The sequence below is a fragment of the Petrimonas mucosa genome, from assembly GCF_900095795.1.
Taxonomy (GTDB): Bacteria; Bacteroidota; Bacteroidia; order Bacteroidales; family Dysgonomonadaceae; genus Petrimonas; species Petrimonas mucosa.
The window spans coordinates 1620548-1639449 of record NZ_LT608328.1 but is presented as its reverse complement, the minus strand read 5'-3'; the positions used below and the strand labels follow the sequence as shown (position 1 = coordinate 1639449).

The 18902-nt window shown below is 51.8% G+C and carries 12 protein-coding genes; 5 read left to right on the top strand and 7 right to left on the bottom strand.

Annotated elements, in window-relative coordinates; genetic code table 11:
• Positions 1–24: 24 nt before the first annotated feature.
• From ING2E5A_RS06535 to ING2E5A_RS06510, 6 genes are all read right to left on the bottom strand, one after another.
• Positions 25–3561 carry a TonB-dependent receptor gene (locus tag ING2E5A_RS06535; RefSeq protein WP_071136724.1) on the bottom strand — a complete coding sequence of 1179 codons (3537 nt, stop codon included), beginning with the start codon at positions 3559–3561 and terminating at the stop codon, positions 25–27.
• Between the two features lie 17 nt (positions 3562–3578).
• Entirely contained in the window at positions 3579–4565 is a 987-nt protein-coding gene (locus ING2E5A_RS06530) for a FecR family protein (RefSeq protein ID WP_071136723.1), read from the bottom strand.
• A 141-nt stretch (positions 4566–4706) separates the two neighbouring features.
• On the bottom strand, positions 4707–5639 hold the full coding sequence (locus tag ING2E5A_RS06525) for a glycerophosphodiester phosphodiesterase family protein (protein ID WP_071136722.1): 933 nt from the start codon (positions 5637–5639) through the stop codon (positions 4707–4709).
• A gap of 10 nt (positions 5640–5649) precedes the next feature.
• The gene (locus tag ING2E5A_RS06520; RefSeq protein ID WP_071136721.1) at positions 5650–6525 is read right to left on the bottom strand and encodes a PL29 family lyase N-terminal domain-containing protein; all 876 of its coding nucleotides are present in this window, start codon (positions 6523–6525) and stop codon (positions 5650–5652) included.
• A gap of 12 nt (positions 6526–6537) precedes the next feature.
• Complete coding sequence (locus ING2E5A_RS06515) at positions 6538–8961, bottom strand: PL29 family lyase N-terminal domain-containing protein (RefSeq protein ID WP_071136720.1); 2424 nt, start codon at positions 8959–8961, stop codon at positions 6538–6540.
• 24 nt (positions 8962–8985) lie between these two features.
• Positions 8986–12306: a PL29 family lyase N-terminal domain-containing protein gene (locus ING2E5A_RS06510; RefSeq protein ID WP_231960455.1), complete on the bottom strand. Its 3321-nt coding sequence runs from the start codon at positions 12304–12306 to the stop codon at positions 8986–8988.
• A 368-nt stretch (positions 12307–12674) separates the two neighbouring features.
• Here ING2E5A_RS06510 and ING2E5A_RS06505 point away from each other — a divergent pair, with 368 nt between their 5' ends.
• The 5 genes from ING2E5A_RS06505 (at position 12675) to ING2E5A_RS06485 (ending at position 18083) form a co-directional block, all read left to right on the top strand.
• A complete protein-coding gene (locus ING2E5A_RS06505) occupies positions 12675–13274 on the top strand; it encodes an RNA polymerase sigma-70 factor (protein ID WP_071136718.1) in 600 nt (199 codons plus the stop codon).
• Between the two features lie 172 nt (positions 13275–13446).
• On the top strand, positions 13447–14247 hold the full coding sequence (locus ING2E5A_RS06500) for a class I SAM-dependent methyltransferase (protein WP_197678529.1): 801 nt from the start codon (positions 13447–13449) through the stop codon (positions 14245–14247).
• Positions 14248–14336: 89 nt separating this feature from the next.
• A complete protein-coding gene (locus ING2E5A_RS06495; RefSeq protein ID WP_071136717.1) occupies positions 14337–15872 on the top strand; it encodes a helicase HerA-like domain-containing protein in 1536 nt (511 codons plus the stop codon).
• Between the two features lie 19 nt (positions 15873–15891).
• Positions 15892–17376, top strand: coding sequence for a DUF5687 family protein (locus tag ING2E5A_RS06490; protein WP_071136716.1), 1485 nt, complete (start codon positions 15892–15894; stop codon positions 17374–17376).
• An 11-nt stretch (positions 17377–17387) separates the two neighbouring features.
• On the top strand, positions 17388–18083 hold the full coding sequence (locus ING2E5A_RS06485; RefSeq protein ID WP_071136715.1) for an ABC transporter ATP-binding protein: 696 nt from the start codon (positions 17388–17390) through the stop codon (positions 18081–18083).
• Positions 18084–18134: 51 nt separating this feature from the next.
• Here ING2E5A_RS06485 and ING2E5A_RS06480 read toward each other — a convergent pair whose 3' ends face one another.
• The gene (locus tag ING2E5A_RS06480) at positions 18135–18875 is read right to left on the bottom strand and encodes a 3-keto-disaccharide hydrolase (RefSeq protein WP_071136714.1); all 741 of its coding nucleotides are present in this window, start codon (positions 18873–18875) and stop codon (positions 18135–18137) included.
• Positions 18876–18902: the final 27 nt, after the last annotated feature.

Here is an 18902-nt window from a genome sequence, read left to right as displayed (position 1 = left end):
ATATAGTATGCATGTCATCTGGTTTTAAAAAGTGATATCAACACCAACTGTATAAACTTGGGGATAGGCATATCCCGAACCCGTATTGCTGGAATAGGTACTCGAAGAGATGGCCAGTTCCGGATCAATGGTCTTGTTGTACTTCTTGAGCGGAGACCAGTAGTAGAGGTTCTCTCCCGAAAGATATACCCGGATCCTCTCCACCAGGTTCTTGTTCACCGGCACGGTATAACCCAGCGACAAGTTCTTGAACCTCAGGTAAGAGATCCGCTGCAGATAGCGATCATTCACCATTCCGAGCGATCCGCCGGAATAGGACTGGTATCCGCGGATACGGGGGAAATAGGCGTTCCGGTTGTCCTCGGTCCAGACATGTTCCGGGAAGGAGACATGGACAAACGAGGTGGAGGGGAATGAGTAGGGCCCCCAGAAGGAGTTGGCACCTTGCGAGCTGGCACTGTATGCCGGGTACCAGTCTCTCTTTCCGATGCCCTGGAAGAAGAGGGAGGCATCAAAGTTGTTCCAGTTGGCACCCAGGCGGAACGAGTAGGCATAGCGGGGAGTGGTATTTCCGATCACCCTCCTATCACCGGGATCATCCACTGTTCCCGAACCGGCTCCAATGATGTTGTCGCCGTTGAGGTCGGCGAAACGGACATCACCGGCCTTGAGGAAGCCATCCACCTTGCTGTTGTAGACACGGCCATTGACCGTCCGGTCATCAATGCGGGCCTGATATTCAGCAGCCTCCTTGTCGGTCTTGAAGAGACCCTCTACATGGTAACCCCAGATCTCGCCCATCTTTTTGCCCACGTAGGGGTCGGAGATCAGCTTGTTGGGGTTCTCGTATTTGGTGATGGTCCGCTGATAGTCACCCAACGTTGCCTGGATTTCATAGGAGAAACGGTCACTCCCCAGGTTGAACGAGTCGTTCCAGGAGGTGACAACCTCCCACCCGTTCGTCAGCATGTCGGCGCTGTTCTCCCTCGGGGTGTTGGCACCATATACATCGGGAAGCGTCAACGACTGGATCAGCATGTCTCTGGTATACCTGACATAGAAGTCGGTGGTCACGTTCAGGCGGTTGCGTAGGAAGGTCATGTCGAGACCCACGTTATAGGTGGTCACCGTTTCCCAGGTCAAACCCGAAGATACCGGGTCGGAAATGCGGGCATAGGAGACCTTGTTGTTGCCATCAAAGGTGTAGTTGAGCAGGTTGTCGGTGGTGATGGTCTGCAAGTAGGCATAGTAGTCCACCTGCTGGTTGCCCAGGCTACCTATGGAGGCGCGCAGCTTCAGATTCTCAATCCAATCCTTGGCCGACGTGAAAAAATCCTCTTCAGAGATCCGCCATCCGGCAGACATGGAGGGGAAGAAGCCCCAGCGGCTATCCTTCTGGAAGCGGGATGAGCCATCGGCACGGGCTGAGAACTCAACCAAGTACTTGCTCAGGTAGTCGTAGTTGACGCGTCCAAAGTAACCGAGCGTCTTATAGGCATTGATGGATTGCGAGAGCGAGATCACGCTTTCAGGGGTCACAGCCGCGAATGAATCGAGATCATCGTTGGAGAGATTGGTCATCGAGATATCCGTGCTGGTGGTCCGGTAGGTCTCATACTGGCTTCCGCCCACCACCTTCAGGTTGTGCTTTCCATCCCAGTTCTTGCTGTAGGTCAGGTAGTAATCCAGCAGATGCCTTATCGGGGCTCCATGAACCTCCCGGTAGTAATCATAGATACTGCCCGATGTGAACTCCTGGATAACACCCTCTTTTCTGGAATAATCAAACGAGTTGCCCCGGTAGCGGTAGAGGTTCTTGTTCTGCGTGTAGCCATAGCTCATATTGAAGCGCAGATCCTTCATCAGGTTCACCTCCAGTCCATTCACCACCGAAAGCATGTTGCGCCCCTTGTTGTTGCGCCCTTTACCCGAGGTCAGATAGCCTCCGTCACCTGCACCCAGAGGTGAGTTGGCATAGAGCTGGTTGGTATACTGCACCACGGTGCCATCAGGGTTACGGGGAACAAATGAGGGGCTGATGTTCGACTCCAGGCGGGCAATGGTCATCTCGTAGTTTGAGACGCCGCTGTATGAATAGCTGTTGTTGTTTAGGCTCACATTGGTTGACCACTTCAACCAGTTATTCAACCTGGCGTCGAACTTTGCCCGGAAGGAGTAATCCCGGTACTTGTCCTTGACCACCCTGAAAATACCATCCTGGTCATAGTAACGTCCGCTGACATAATAGTTGATCTTCTCGGTACCCCCTGTGATGGAGAGGTTATGCTCCATCTGCGGTCGGACCCTGTTATAGAAATAGCCATACCAGTCAGTATTGCCATAGTATTTATAATCTCCGTTGGGAGCCACCTCCACCCACGGGCGATCGGGGTGTTCGGTCATGTCGTTGCGGCGATCATACAGTTTCTGTAACTCTTCATCCTCGTAGAGATACATGTTGACGCCGTTATATGCGTAGTAAAAACTGTTGGCAAAGGTGACATAGTCATAGCCAGTCCGGATAAAGTCGGTGGAGGTTGTGTTCTGCGTCCACCCCATGCGGCCGTTGTAGCTGATCTTTGCCTTCTCCTTGGCTCCCCCCGACTTGGTGGTGATCAGTACGACTCCGGCAGAGGCCTTGGCACCGTAGATCGCACTGGCAGAAGCATCCTTCAGGATCGACACGGACTCGATATCGTTGGCATTGATCATGTTGAGCGGCATCTCCACCCCATCGCAGAGGATTAGCGGTGAACCGCCGTTGATGGAGATTGTACCCCTGATGTTGATGCTGTAGCCCGATTCGGGAGATCCGGTACCAAATGCCAGGTTGACCGAAGGATCGGCACCCTGTAGCGCATTGGCGGCAGAAACCACCGGACGCATGTTCAGATCCTTGCTGGTGATGGTGGAGACGGCACCGGTGAGGTTACTCTTGCGCTGCGTTCCGTAACCCACCACCACAATCTCATCGATGGCCGTAATTGAGGGGGTCAGATGGATCGTCTTGGGGCGATCGTCGTTATAGGTAACCCTTACCGGTTCATAACCGATATAGGAGATGTTCAACGTGACCGGCAAAGTGGCCTCCAGTTCAAACTCCCCATTGATGTCACTGACTACCCCCACATTGTCTGAAAGGACAACCGTGGCACCAATGACAGGCTCACCCGTCTCGTCAAGCAGAAGCCCTGAGATCTTCTCTTTCCGCTGTGCCTGTTGCGACACCTGTTGCGGGGCAGGACCACCCTTGCTGACGATGATGCTGCGGCCGGTGATCTTGTAGCTCACATCCTGCCCTGCAAATATCTGTTCCAATACCTTTTCCAGCGAAAGGTTGTCGGCATCGACAGAGATCACCTTTCTCACATCGATGTCGGTAGAATTGATCACTACTGAATATTTCTGTGCATCAGAGAGCACATCAATGGCCTCCTTTACCGTCACATTGGACAGTTTCATGGTGATATCCTGTGCCTGGAGAGGTTGTGACAACATCCCCAGCAGACAGGAAAACCATATCATCAATACATGCTTATATAAAAAATTTCCTTGCTTCATCTTTTTGTTGTTAAGTATTAATGCCGTTTGTCTATGAAAATCATATTCTGGCTCTGTTTGATCATCATTTTCCCATCAACGTTGAGATCGGAAAGAATCTCGTCAAGGGTCTCATTGTTGGTGAAATATGCCACATAGCGGTTACTGTTCAACTCATCATCCAATATGACAATATCGGTATCAAAGTAGTATTCCAACTCTTTGGCAATATCACCGAGTGTGAGGTTGCTGAAATAGAATCCTTCGTTTTTGGATGGAGACTTATACTGGTGCGTGAGGAACAATTCCCGGTTGATCTGCCGGGTAGTGCGATTATATTGAACCATTTCGCCCGCCTTCAATCTCTCCTGTTGGCTGTTTTCCGTTTCAAACAGGACGGCACCTTCCACCAGCGCCACCTCGACAGTCTCCAGGTTGTTGTATGCCCTGAAATTGAATTGTGTGCCCAGTACCTCTACTTGGATATCGCCGGCCGAGATGATGAAAGGTTTATCCGGATCCTTTGCCACGTCGGCAAACACCTCCCCGTTGATAAATATCTCCCTTTTGTCACCGGTGAATTGGGCAGGATAGATCACCCTGGTTCCGGCATTCAGGTGCAGCACCGTACCGTCAGAGAGGGTCAGGGCCTGTTGAGTCCCGTTGGGTATGGTGATGTCGTTCCACTCCATCTGCTGTGGATTATCTTTCAGAAACAGATATCCAGAAAGAGCCAGAAGCGGGATGAACAGGAGAGCTGCCACCCGTTGCAGCAACCTGGCGGTTCTCCTCAGCCTTTCTGCCGATGATGAGCTCCTTGCCGATCCGATTCGCTGCCTGAACTTTTCAAAGCCCTCCCGTGCCAGGGTGGCATCATCTACCCTGATCTCCGACAGGATCTTCTGGAAAGCCTCATCCACTTCGTCACCGCCGTTTTCGGCCAACCACTTCTCGATCGCTATTTCATCTTCCCGGGAACAATTATCGTGGAAATAATCGCTCAATAAATCTGTCATCTTCTTCATCGCACACTCTTTTTAGGGTTCAAAATTGCACCTTTTTTTTAATTTTTCCTCTCTGATTGCCTCTTTTCATAACGTCCCCAGGTTTACGCTCCCCTGTTCGGATCCACTCTTCATCAACAGCCGCATTCCAGATCAAACCGGTCAGTCATGCCGCCCAATCTTCCGCAGATACTGAATCAGCAGCTCTGGCCTGTCGGTCTGGATCATGGATGCACCCAGGTCGAGAACCTTCTGATAGGTCTCCATCCCATTTTCAAAGGCGTAGTCGTCATACATGCCGGCCTCCTTGCCACCACAGAGGGATGGCCACAACGTATTGACCCAGATCCTGGAGGGTTGGGCACTGATGGCAGCCAGGCACTCGTGCAACTCGGGGCTCTCCTGGTCCCAGCAGACCTCATAGGCCACAGGGACGGTACCGCTCTCCACATATTGCCTGAAGAGCTCCTGTCCGGATATTCTGTTGATGTCGATGATGGGCATATACATCATGGCATTGGGATATTTCCCCATCCGTTCATTCACCACATCGATCGCCCTCTTTCCCTTGATCAACACCTGATCGGTGACTCCCAGCTCTTCGGTGATGGCAATCACCAGGTCGTAATACTCAAATCCCTTGTCAATGTTGACGATGATCCTGTCCTTGCACACCTCCAACGCCTTTCTCAAAGTGGGTATCTTGTGATCTGTGGGGTGGTTGTGTCCGGCCCGCAGGAAGCAGGAATCTATGTAGGCATAGGTGACTTCGCTCACCAGCCCCTTGCCGGTGGTAGTCCGGTCAATGGTCCGGTCATGGCATAGCACCAGCACACTGTCGGCCGTCAGCATCACATCCAGTTCCACCACATCCACCCCCATCCTGATGACCGACTCGATGGCGGGAATGGAGTTTTCGGGATAGTTACGCCAATCTCCCCTGTGGGCGATCACCACCACATAGTCTGACTTGGGATTGTGAATCTCTTCAAGAATCCGTTCAGCACGGTTGACTGGCTGCGTTGCCTTTGGTACATGTGTACATGCACCAAAGAGCAGCAGCATGAAAAGTCCGCTAAAAATGATTTTTCTCATAATCGATTATTTACTTGCTTTTAAACAGGATGGGTCTCAAAACCAGATGTTCGAGATTATAGGCCGACACGATGATATGGCCCTCTTCAAACCCATTTTCAAAATTTACCGTAATTGTCTTGTTGACCGTATCGATGGCTGCAGAAACAGCTTCTACCTGGCTGATGGCAACAATCGCCTTGTCGGCATCGGCCCCTTCCACCGAATAGGGAATGGCAATGGCGCTGGTACCCCTCTCCACCAGGGTAACCGTTTCGGTCTGGAGGAGCAGGTTGAACGCGTTGAAGATGGGAAGGCTAAGCTCTTCACCATTTCCCAGTTTAATTCTGAGATAGCCATCGTCGCTCCTGCTGATCTCCCTGAAGATGGCCGTCTCGTCGGTGGTCACCTCGATGGGGTTGCCATATTGATCTGTCAACACTGCACCATCCACAACCCAGTACCCGTTGGCATCAACGCTGACCTCGGGTGTATGTCCGTAAACCGGAACCTTGCCGCCGTCGGCATCTTCTAGCCAGGTTGTCTCATCATCAACCGTGACGGTCCAGTAATAGAGATTGTCATCGGTAGAGAGGCGCACCCCCAGGATGGGAGCTTCAATCACATCCTCCTGAGTGGCCACCACCACGGCTTTCTCCTGATTGGACGAGTCGAGATAGGTGATCACATATTTGCCATCCGAGTTTTTGGTGACAGAGGTGATCACATTCCCGTTGGTGAGATAGCTCAGGTTGTCAATATCCCTGTTCAGGGCCGACACCTTTTCCTGAAGCATCTCGATCCGCTGTTTGAAATCATCTATCTTGTCCTTGATGGGGGTGTCGTCATAATCACTACAGGCACCCAGCAGGAAAACAAGGAGAATCGAATAATAAATATATTTCATCTGTTTATTGATTTAGAAGTTTATACTGCTATCAAAACGCTCGTTGGCATGACAGAAGGCATTCTCATTGGTGGCCTCGGGAGCTGAAGTGGGATCATCCTTGTATTGATACCCCCCAACATATCCTCCCCTGGCACATCCGCGGCAGTTGGTCCAGGTTGCCGTACTGGCCCCTGCAAAACCGCAAGCCCATCCCGGGCCATGCCGGTTGACACCGTTGCCTTCGGTGAATACATCCCCGATGATAGCCCCCCTGTTGACACATCCGATGATCTGGATGTTGGAGTGTCCGATGAAACCTCCGGTACGGGCACTGAGATGGGTGATGACGTTGCCGTAATTGGTGCAATACTCTACGGTGAACTGGGGCTTGCCTGTCAGGTTATCGGTTCCGCCCACCAGGCCACCCATACGCTTCAGGTTGTAGGTCTGGCTGGGTTCTTTCCCGGCATACTGACCCACCTTGTCATCCTCGATGGTTCCCCGGTTCTCACTGTTCTTGATATTGCCCTGCATAAGTGTGGCAACCAGACCGCCCGTACGGCCCGAAGGACTGCTGATGTCTCCGTAGTTGACACAATAGTTGATCAGACATCCCTCCGCTTTGGCCATGAAAGCACAGATACCTGCAGTCTGCATTCCGGTACCGCCGTTTGCCGTATTGCTGATGGCTCCGGTACGGACAAATCCCCTGTTGGTACAGCCCAATGCCTTGGAGTCTCCTCCGATGCGGGTCTCCACAATGGCTCCCACCAATCCCGAAACCAATACCAGTTCGCCGTTCTTATTATCTGCAGCAAAGTCGACGTTGTAATAGTTGGTACAGTTCTCGATGACTGAACCCTTCGCATAGCCCACCAGCGGAGCAATGAGTGTGTATTTGGCTGCTGTTCCGGTGAATTTCCAGGTAACCGGTTCACCTGCCGATCCCAGTGTCAGGTTCTTGATGGTGGCATTGGAGATTGAACCGAAGAGGCCGTACGCAAGCTTGTCGCCCGACAATTCAGTGCTGCAATCCAGATTTTTGATCGCAAAGCCCTGACCGTTGAAGGTGCCGGTGAAGGGATTTACTCCCACATAGGGTTCAGCCGTTGAATAGGCGGAGGCATCCACGTCGCCGATGGGTGTCCATGAGCTGACGGATGACATGTCGATATCATTCAGCAGCACAATTTCACCCGCCTCGTTCTGCCAACGTGCGGTGCTTGCGCCGCTGTTGACCGCCTTGGCAAAGGCAACCAGGTCGGCTGCAGTGCTGATGCCGCCTTTGCTTTCCGCCTCCTTCGGATCCTGCAGGAGATCGATGCTGGCGGAGATATTGTAGAGGGTATTGGCAAAGAGGATCCTGCCGGTACGCTCATCCCCGGTCTCGTTGGCCAGGATGGTGAAGGAGTGAGTGGTGGTGGTCAATGCCCTGGTTCCCCCATGGAGAATCCAGTCACTCTCAGTTTTGGTCTCATAGGAGATGCTGGATGAGACCTGGATCTCGATATCGGTCCTGTTCCCCGACAGTTGAATTCTGTTGGTTGAACCCTGATAGGTGGGATCCTCGATAATCGCCTCACCATAGGTAAAATAGAGCGGTTTCAGGATCGTATTGCTGCCTGCGCTGGCAAGCAGGAGAATATTTCCCTCCGTTGCCCCGCTTTTCAGGGTGGCAGTCAGGGTAGATGCGATTCTGTCTACCGTCACCTCCATGTTGTAAGCGGTAAAGAGATCCACATGGGCATTCTCCGCGAGTGTCCCATACAGTTCATACCGGATGGTAACCGGGGTATCGTAATCGGCAACTCCATTGAACAGGGGGAGATCAAACCTCACCCCCAGGGCTTCCCGCATCTGCAGTCTCAGCTCCTGGTTGTTGGAAAGGATGAAGACCGCCTCCTGATTTTCCTCATCGATATAGGCCTCCCTGAAGAGGGTGTTGCTCATATCTTTGGCCAGGACTCCGGTGTTGACCCCGTTGATGATCCAATATCCCTTGTTATCGATCCCGATCTCCGGTTTTCTCCCGGCAATGGGATATTTCTCCCCATCTTCATCGAGGATGAAGGAGTAGCTTTTCCCCTTGTCAAGCGTCTGTGCCCAGTAATATTTCCCGTCACTGTCCAGCTTGGCCGTTACGATGGGCAGGTCGACCACATCTGACTGTCTGGCAATGGTGATGCTATGGGTGTCACCCCCATTGTTGGTATAGGAGATGACATAATTGCCTGCAGCATCCTGTGTGATCAATGAAATAAATGAGCTGTTCATCAGGCTGGTGAGGGAATTCATCTCATCCAGCAGTGTCTGGACACGCGCTTCGTAGTCACGGATGATCTTCTCGATCTCATCCAGGTCTTGCCATATTCTGGTGTCGTCGTACGAATCCTTGCAACTGAAAAGCATGCAGAATGCGGCAACCAGCAGATATGCTTTAATAATGTTCTTCATATATATACATTTATCGTTGATTGATTATTCAAGTACTCTCACATGCAGGTAGTTCATGCAACTCCTCTCTCCCTTGCTGTCAGACACGGTGTTGACCACCTTGCCTGTTCCGCCGGAGTAGGCCCACATAGTGGTTGAACCACCCCCGTCGAAGCGGATCACATCATGCAGCCCCAACTTCTTGGCAACACGGTAGGCTTCGTAAAAATTGAGTCCCCGGTCTTTGCTGCTCCTGCCATCCACGCAGAAGATGACCATCCTGGTCCTCTCCTGGTTGACCCCCAGATTGGTTGTAGGGTCTATCACCTCTGCAACGCTGGCACTCGGGGCGGCATATACTCCGTTGTATAGATAGCGGTACATGCTGGAGTTGTGAACCTTGATCCTGTCGGTAGAGTTGCCTATCCTCAGTTCAGCCATAATCTCCACACTCTTACCCGCATGTAGCTTGCCGGCCAGCTCCTCGGCCTTGGCACCAGTAACCTGCAGGACCCATTCATCCTTGCCGGTGACATAGGGGACTTCAACCGAAGCTGTCCGGCCATCAATGATCTGTGTGATGGTGGCTTCCATATATCCATGGTTCATCTTCAACGGGGAACTGTTGTGCCCTACAATGAAGAGGGCCTTTTCCCCTACCGGGTTGTTGATTCCCGGGTGCGGCTCCCTGACAAACCGGTGGGTATAGAGGTTGGCATCGTAGGAGTGGCTGCCGTTGAGCCGAACGATGGTGTCGTTGATGGAGTAGTATTCATACTCCACACCATCCACTTTCAGGTTTCCCCTGAAGTATCTGTACTCGAAACTGATGGTGCGGTCTTCGAAGAAGGTGAATCCAGGGCGGTGGTTCACCAGCGACTCACGCACGTCAGGGTTGTTTACAAAAACCGGTTCTCCCTCCTCGATATGCATTCCGCGGGGAAATCCGTCATGCGAGTTGAAGAAGCCGGTATTGATGCCAGCCACAATATTCCTGCCCTCGCTCCGCCTTCTCTCTGCTGTTTCCGAGAGGGTCTCCCTCAGGTTCTTCCCGTTGTTTGAGTTGTTGTTGGCATTGGGATTGGGGCAGATCTCATCGGCCATCACCGTCTCGAAAGTCACCTTGGGATTGGTCAGGTCAATTTCGAGCGCATAGATGTTCTGGCTGAAGTTGGTGAAGGAGAAGTGCTTCAGAACAACTCCCGTGGCCAGTTCGGTCTCTTCCACCACTTTCCAGTCATAAAAAGCCTCATCCTGATTGGAGAAGTTGTTCTTCTCGGGAGAGAATGCCCCATGACATACCGCATTGGAATATAATGCACTGGGTGTAGCTTCGATATTGTCTTTATAGAGGCTGTAATCCCCTACCTTGCCACCAATGTGGCAATCGGTCACAAACTCGTCAGAGGAGCCGCTGTAGCCGCATGCCCATCCGGCACCATGCCTGGCCGAACCCACTTCGATATAGTCAGAGAGGATGATGCCGTTGTTGGTGCAGGATTGCACATATCCGCCATTGTGACCAACAAATCCGCCGGTCCTGCAACCGTTCTGGGAGAAGAGACTACCGTTGTTGGTACAATGGTTGACATAGGTATTTGAGTTGGATCCTCCCACGATTCCACCCATACGTTTGATGTTGTAGCGCGACGGGTGCGAGGCGAAAATGTTGTTGACGTCATCCTGGATGGTTCCATCATTCACACAGTACTCAATCTTTCCATGGTTCATGGTACCGGCAATGCCGCCGCTACGACCCGACGGGGCACTCAAGTCGCCCCGGTTGATAGCGTGGGAGACCAGGGCACCCTCCCCCTGCATGAAGGCGACAATACCCGCCTGATGGAAGGCACCGTTGGCTCCCGACCCCTCATTGGCAATGGTTCCACAGGTAAGATTACCCTCGTTGACACAGCCATTGGCCGGCGTACCGTCGCCAATGCTGCCCATGTTGAGCACACCAACCAGTCCGCCAATCCGCACCGTGATATTGTTGGCATCACTACCCTCAAAGGCAATATCCAACCGGTTGGTACAGGCCAGGAGCGTACCTTCGCTATAGCCAACCAGTCCGCCAACGGCAGCCCCTTGAGGAGCAACACCCGTTACCGTAACCTTGCCGGCAACCGTCAGATTTTTAACGACACCTGCGGCGCCCAACGCATTGAACAGGCCATGGGCCTTGTTGCCATCGGCCACGTCGTAGCTGCAGACCAGGTTGTAGATGCGGTGGCCCTGTCCGTCAAAGAGACCATTGAAGGTGTTGGCACCCATCGTATATACCACATTGGAGTTGGCGCTGGTGGTATTCACCGTAACTGGATCCCCAATGCCGCTTGTGAGGGGATATCCGCTCATGTCGATATCCTGAAGCAACACCACGTCGCCGCTGCTGTTCCTGAATTTCCGGAGACTGCCACCGGTGTTGACCGCATTTATGAACTCCATGAAATCGGCGGCGCTGGATATGCCTCCCTCACCGGCTATGGGAACGATGAAGCGCAACGGCTTGACAAGGAGATTCGATTCCGTGTCGTAGAGCAGCAGCATGACGCTCCCCACTTCAAAATCATCCGGGAAGCTGATCTGCAACTCCTTCTCATTTGAGTTCAGCGAGGCGGTCAAACCGTTGCTCCTGGTTACGATCAGGATGGCCTGGTCGGCCTTCGTTCCAACAATCTGATACCCCAGTTTCATGGAAGTTGTCCCCTCCTCCACCTCAACGGAGCCGGCAACGGGAATTCCATTCAGACTGAACTGGACATTGAAGAGGTTGAATGCGCTCACTTTCACCATTTCACCGTTGCTCAGCGTGATGGATGCGGTACCGTCGCTGTTCACCACCACGTCGTTGATCAGCGAGGTGCTGGTTCCTCCTCCTGCCTTTACCGGTTTCTGGTTGCTGTCGAGGATCCGATTCCCGTTGATCACCCAATAGCCCTCGGCATCCACCCTGATTTGCGGAATTTTTCCTGTGATGGGAATCCTGTTGTTGTTCTCATCCAGGAGGAATTCGGTCTTACCCCCGGCCATGGTGGTCCAGTAAAAGATATTGTCTACCTTCTCGATGCTGATGATGGGCAGTGTTGTCATCTGATCCTGGGTTGCAATGACAAAACTTTGTTCCACATTGTCTAATCCCTTGTAGTAGACCCTGTAGCCCCCACCCTCGAGTTCTGTAATGGAGGTGATGGCTCCGCCGTTGATAATCTGGCTCAAAGCATTGACCTGCACCTGCAGCCCATCCAGCTTCTCCTTCAACTGATCCAGCTCCTTGTAGATATTGTCAATATCCTTCCAGGCCTGTGAATCATCATAAATTTCCGTACAACTGATTGATAAGGAAATGAATAATAGTGTTAGCAAAACGTTACGCATATTTTTATAGTATTAATTAACAATTGGCACTCCAAGTAAAAAACTTCGTCGCTATATATAGAGAACACCGCACCCGTTAAGAATACGTAATCGATTTTGATTTTTATTAATGAAAAAATGGTTGTGAAATGATAAAAATGGAGGGGCTATTGTAATTATTCACGATAATTCTATAACTTTATCACCTCTCCGGTTATTCCGTTCATTGAATCAGGCCAATTTTCCCCAGCTATCGCATCTGCATTCAATGATATGTAAGAGATCCGAAAAAAGAGCTTGTGAAATGGGAATAGCCCGGCTATGCACCTAATCTTTGAAGAGCGGGTGAATGATCGAAGAGAGTTTGAATTGAATTTATGGAGGAGTATAGAGGAGACTCTTCGGGGCCGACCGAAGAACAGATATTGATCCGCCAATTGAAGCGAGGTGAGATGGGCAGCTATGAAATTATCTTTCATCGCTACTACTCCCTTTACTTCCAATTTGCGAAAGGGATGCTGAAGGATGAGCAGGCCGCCGAAGACATACTTCAGAATGTCTTCATGAAGATATGGATGAAGAGGGAGAGGCTCAATGAAAACCAATCGATCAGGAACTACATCTATGTACTTACCAAAAGGGAGATTCTGAACCACTTCAGGCTGAAATACCATTCACAGGTCATTTTGACCGAAGAGATCCGGCAGTTTGACATGGCAGACAAGCATAAAATCCAGGAGCTGGATTACCATGAATTGAGAGAGACCGTGCAGCAGGTTATCGACTGCATGCCACCGCGCAGACGGGACATCTATTGCATGAGCCGCCTGAAATCAATTCCCAACAAGGAGATTGCACAGCAGTTGGGCATATCGATACGGACAGTCGAAAAACACCTGGAGCTGGCCCTTCAGACTTTCCGCAAACAGCTGGGCGATTTCCTGTTTATCTTGGTCTATCTGGGATTCAAATTCTAATGGGATATAACGATAAAGCATGAGACCAATCTATTTATCCGGACTGATCTTCATCTGCCTGACCATGACAGGCTGTCTATCGGGACAGAAAGTGGAAAACCGGCACGCCGGCAGGAGGCCCTCTACAATGTGATGGAGAAGAGGGCGGTGATGCCCCGCACGGCATTGTACGATGCCATTGAAAAATGGCGGAGGAGATGCGGCGGCAGGCTATGAAAAAGGGTTGATGCCTATGAGAACGCTGGAAGAGACAATAGCGGCTGCGATGGATGTTTCCGATATGGAACTGCTGCCATTTCTGCCCTATATCCTGCAGGATTTCTGGGAGATCGGGGCGGATCCCGGGACCATCGTCGCACTGATCCGGAAACATGGCAACAACAGGGAGAGGCTCCGGGTACTCGACCTCGGTTGTGGCAAGGGGGCGGTCTCGGTCAGGATTGCCGCCGAACTGGGTCATGCCTGTTACGGGATCGATGCCATTCCCCAGTTTGTTGAGGATGCCATCCAGAAGGCGGAGCAATGCGGCGTTGGCCATCTCTGCAGGTTTGAGGTAGGCGACATCCGTGAAAGGATCAGGGAGTGTGGCGGTCATGACATCATCATTCTCGGTGCGGTGGGGGATCTCCTGGGCAACTCTCTTGAGACATTGACAGCATTGCAGGAGTGCCTGGCAACCGAAGGCATGATTGTGATCGACGATGGGTATACCGATGATAGCGACAACTATCGCTCGCAGGCATCCCGCGCCGGAATGGTGCTGGTCGACGAGGTGGTTTTCGGTGGCGAAAGTGCGATGAAAAAGTATGACGAAGAGTATTTTACCCTCGAGAGACGGTGCCTGGAACTGATCGGCCGGTATCCGGAAAAGCAGAATCTGTTTGCCGGTTATATCAGGAAACAGCAGCTGGAATATGACAAAATGAGATCGGAAATCGTCTGCTCCACCATGGTATTCAAACGGACAACATGACGCCAGACACATTCTTTCCATGGCTGTTGCGTCAGTTTTAAATATTTCATTAACTTTGTCCATCTTACCGACTAAAACATTACAGACCTATGTTTGACAACAGCAAACGGGCTTTTATTGCGATCAATGATGAGACCGAAGTGTGTCTTATACCCAAGATGGCTAACCGCCACGGATTGATCACCGGAGCCACCGGAACCGGAAAAACAGTTACCCTGCAAACCCTCTCGGAGACATTCAGCGAAATGGGAGTAGCTGTCTTTGCAGCCGACATGAAAGGCGACCTTTCGGGCGTGGCAAAAACGGGTGGCAACAAGGAGAGCGTTGTCAGCCGCGTGGAAGGGTACCGATTAGGAGAGAAAGGGTTCCAGTTCAAGGAGTTCCCGGTCCGTTTCTGGGACATTTTCGGCGAACAGGGACATCCGATACGGACCACCGTTACCGAGATGGGACCGATGCTGCTTGAACGGCTGCTGCAGCTGAACGAGACGCAAGGGGCCGTGTTGACCATGATCTTCAAGATAGCCGACGACAACAACCTGCTGCTCCTCGACCTGAAAGACCTGCAGAAGATGGTCCAGTACGTGGGCGACAACCGAGCAGCCTTCACCACCGAATATGGCAACATCTCGCCCGCAACCATAGGAGCCATCCAACGCGCACTGCTGCGCCTGGAACATGAGGGGGCCGACAGGTTCTTCGGCGAACCGGAACTGGTGATCACCGATTTTCTGCAGACGGAACAGGGGAGAGGGGTAATCAATATCCTGGCGGCCGACAAGCTGATGAACTCTCCCAGGGTCTATACCACCTTCCTGCTCTGGTTGCTTGACGACCTGTTCAGCAACCTGCCAGAAGTGGGCGACATGGATAAGCCTAAACTGGTCTTCTTCTTCGATGAGGCACATATGCTCTTCAACGATATGCCCAAGCCGCTGCTCGAAAAGGTGGAACAGATTGTCCGCCTGATCCGCTCCAAAGGGGTGGGTATCTACTTCTGCACACAAAATCCGGCCGATATACCGCCAGTCATCCTCGGACAGCTCGGCAACCGAGTGCAGCATGCACTCCGGGCCTATACACCTAACGACCAGAAGGCGGTCAAGGTGGCGGCCAACAGTTTCCGCCCCAACCCGAAGTTCAATACCGAACAGGCCATCACCGAGCTGAATACCGGCGAGGCACTGGTGTCGTTCCTCGACGAGAAAGGGGCACCACAAATGGTACAACGCGCCAACATCCTGCCGCCGCAAGGACAGATCGGACCGATCACGGCGGGCGAGAGAGACCAGATCATGAGGCAGTCGCTCATTTATGGGGTGTATGAAAAACTGGTCGACCGGGAATCCGCTTTCGAGATACTTTCAAAAAAGCAGGAGTTGCTTGCCGAAGAGCGTGAACGGGCAGAAGCCGAAAAGGAGCGTATCAAAAAGGAGAAAGAGGAGCGTCGCCTGCAGACCGAGGCCGAACGGCAGAAAAGGGCCGAGATTCGCAGGAAAAAGGAGGAACGGGGCATCGTGGGCGACCTGCTGGAGCAGGTGGGCAAGAGTGCCACCCGGCAGATCAGTTCACAGCTGGGCAGAACCATCACCCGGAGTATCCTCGGCGCATTCTTTGGAAAGTAATAGCAATGCCATAACTGATATGTACACACAACTCCTCAAGCACTACTGGCTGAAGAGCGTACGCGCTCCCGGATACTACAAAAACCTGATAGTAAATATCTTTGTCGGAATTACCATGCTCTATTTCCTGGTATTCTTCGTCTTCCTGGGTTTTATCTTACCAAGAATCCTGGAAGAGGTAGTGCCGGGGGTAGATCCATCCGAAACTTTCAACGGCCTGCTGATCTACATGGTCATCCTGGTACTGCTGATGCGATTCCTGTTTCAGCCGTTGAGCACCATCAACCTGCAAAGCTACCAGGTGTTGCCGGTAAAGAGAAGCTATCTGGTAAACTACCTGCTGATCAGACCGCTGTTTAATCCGGCAAACTACCTTTCACTCTGCTTCGCCATACCCTTCTCCATCAGTGGAATCGGTCCGGTCTACGGCCCGTCAGGCGCCTTCCGGTTCATCCTGATCATCATCTTCCTGGTATGGTTCGATACGCTGCTCGCCTCCTACCTGAAACGGCGGTTTGGTTCTTCTATTGCAGGAATCCTCCTCTTTCTGGCGGTGATGGCTGGCGTGGGCGTGCTGGAATATTTCGGTATCTTCTCCGTTTTCGGGCAGTCGCAACAGTTTTTCGGCCTGCTCATCGGACAGCCGCTAGGATGGACGGTCATCCTGCTTTTTGCTGTAGCCGCATTTCTGATCAACAAGGGTTTCTTCGCCCGGAACTACTATCCCGAGGAGTTCGACAGGAAGGTGACCCGGAAACAGCAGGCAGGGAGACAAAACTTCACCTTCATGCAGCGATTCGGCAAGATCGGGGAGATGATCGCACTGATAATGAAACTGGTATTGAGACACAAACGCACCAAGAACGTGCTCTATAGCAGTCTGATTTTCCTGTTTTACGGATTGTTGTTCTATCCCAATGAGATCTACAAGGAGAATGATGCCATGCTGATTTTCATCGCAATCTTCGTGACAGGTATCGGCATGATCCTGTTCGGACAGTGGATCATCAACTGGGAGGGATCCTATTTCGATTTTCTGATGACACGAGACATCGACACCCGGTCATACATCAGGGCAAACTATCTCCTGCTGATGTCGCTCTGCATCGGCTCATTTATACTGACCACCCCCTACTTCCTGTTCGGAAAGGAGATCGCCATCAACCATATTGTCGCCTTCCTCTACAACGCGGGAGTAAACATCCACGTCTATCTCTTCGGTGCCACCTACAACTCCAAACGGTTGGAACTGTCAAAAGGCTCAGCCATGAACATGCAGGGGGTAACCTACAAGAATTTCATCGTCGTGATCCCCCTGCTGGCCGTTCCGATGGGTCTGGTCGGCATCTTCTCGCTCTTCTCCGCTCAACACATCGCACTCCTCATCCTGGCAACAGTAGGGCTGGCCGGCATCATTTTCCGGAAACAGCTGCTCGAAATTACCGAAAAACAGTTTTTAAATCGAAAGTACATCCTTTGTGAGGGGTTCAGAAAAATTGAATAGAGTCAAGCATCATGATACAAGCTGAAAATTTAACTAAACTATACGGCGGAATAGCCGTACTCAACATTCCCGCCATCACCATTACGGAGGGGGAAAGTTTTGGCCTGGTTGGCAACAATGGAGCTGGCAAGACAACCTTTTTCAGGTTGATACTCGATCTGATTGAGGCAAGCTCGGGTGAGGTCTGTATCGACGGCGAAAAGGTTGCCCGTCGCGACAGCTGGAAATCGAAAGTCGGATCGTTTCTCGACGAGAGCTTCCTGATCGATTTCCTCACCCCGGACGAGTATTTTGCGTTTACAGGAAAGGTGTATGGAAAATCAGAAGGGGATGTTGCAGCCTTCCTGGAGTCGATGAAGGAGTTCTTCAACGGTGAGATCCTGGGATCGAAGAAACTGATCCGCGATCTGTCGAAAGGGAACCAGAAGAAGACCGGCATCGCTGCCGCCCTCCTGAGCGATCCCCAGATACTGATTCTCGATGAACCTTTCACCGCGCTCGACCCATCATCGCAGATCCGGCTGAAACGGATGCTCAATGAGTTGAAAGGCAGCCGGAAGATGACCATGCTCATCTCGAGCCACGACCTCAACCATGTGACGGAGGTTTGCGACCGCATCGTCGTATTGGAGAAAGGAGTTGTGGTAAGAGATACCCACACCACTCCAGATACCTTGAAGGAGCTGGAGCAATACTTTGCCGTATAAGACAGCTATTCCCGACCGGGATCGTTGAACATGCCGCCGGTCAAGGAAATGTTAGAGTGGCTTGAGCTTTACGTTGCGGAACCAGATGGTATAACCGTGATCTTGCAGACCGATATGTCCACTTTTCGGGATCCCTTTCCGGAAGCCGGGGAAATCCTTGAACTTGCTGTTCTTGACCATCTCGTTCCACTCTTTCGTCCAAAGGCGATACTCCACCACCTTCACCCCGTTTTGAACGTGGGTAACTTTTCCACGGTTCACCCGGATGACGATCCTGTTCCACTCGCCATAGGGGTTGACACTCTTGGGATCGGCCGGCAACATGTCGTACAAAGATCCGGCCAGGTGGCTGTCGATCCTGTTGTCGCTCGCATGTTCGTTGTCCAGGATCTGGACTTCAGGAGCAGCGCTGTAGATCGGTTTATCCTTCTCTTCAAGGACATTGTAGAAGATACCGGAATTGGCTCCTTTCTCAACCTTCCAGTCGATTGACAATTCAAAATTCCGGAATTTCCGGGGAAAGTAGATCAGGTCGCCACCCGCTCCCCGGCCAGCCTTTACATCCGGATGACAGAACACCTTCATGGTGCCATCTTCTACAACCCAGTTGTCGGGCACGCTGTTGCCGTTGTACTGACGCCAACCGGTAAAATCTTTCCCGTTAAACAGGAGTATCCATCCATCCTTTTTCTCTTTGCTGGTCAGTTCGTTCACACCTCCTGCCATATCTCGTGACACCCCGCACGAGACAAGGAGCAGAACCGACAAGAGGGAAATGCAAATTGTTTTCATCGTTTCGGTTTTAGTTATTACTCATTT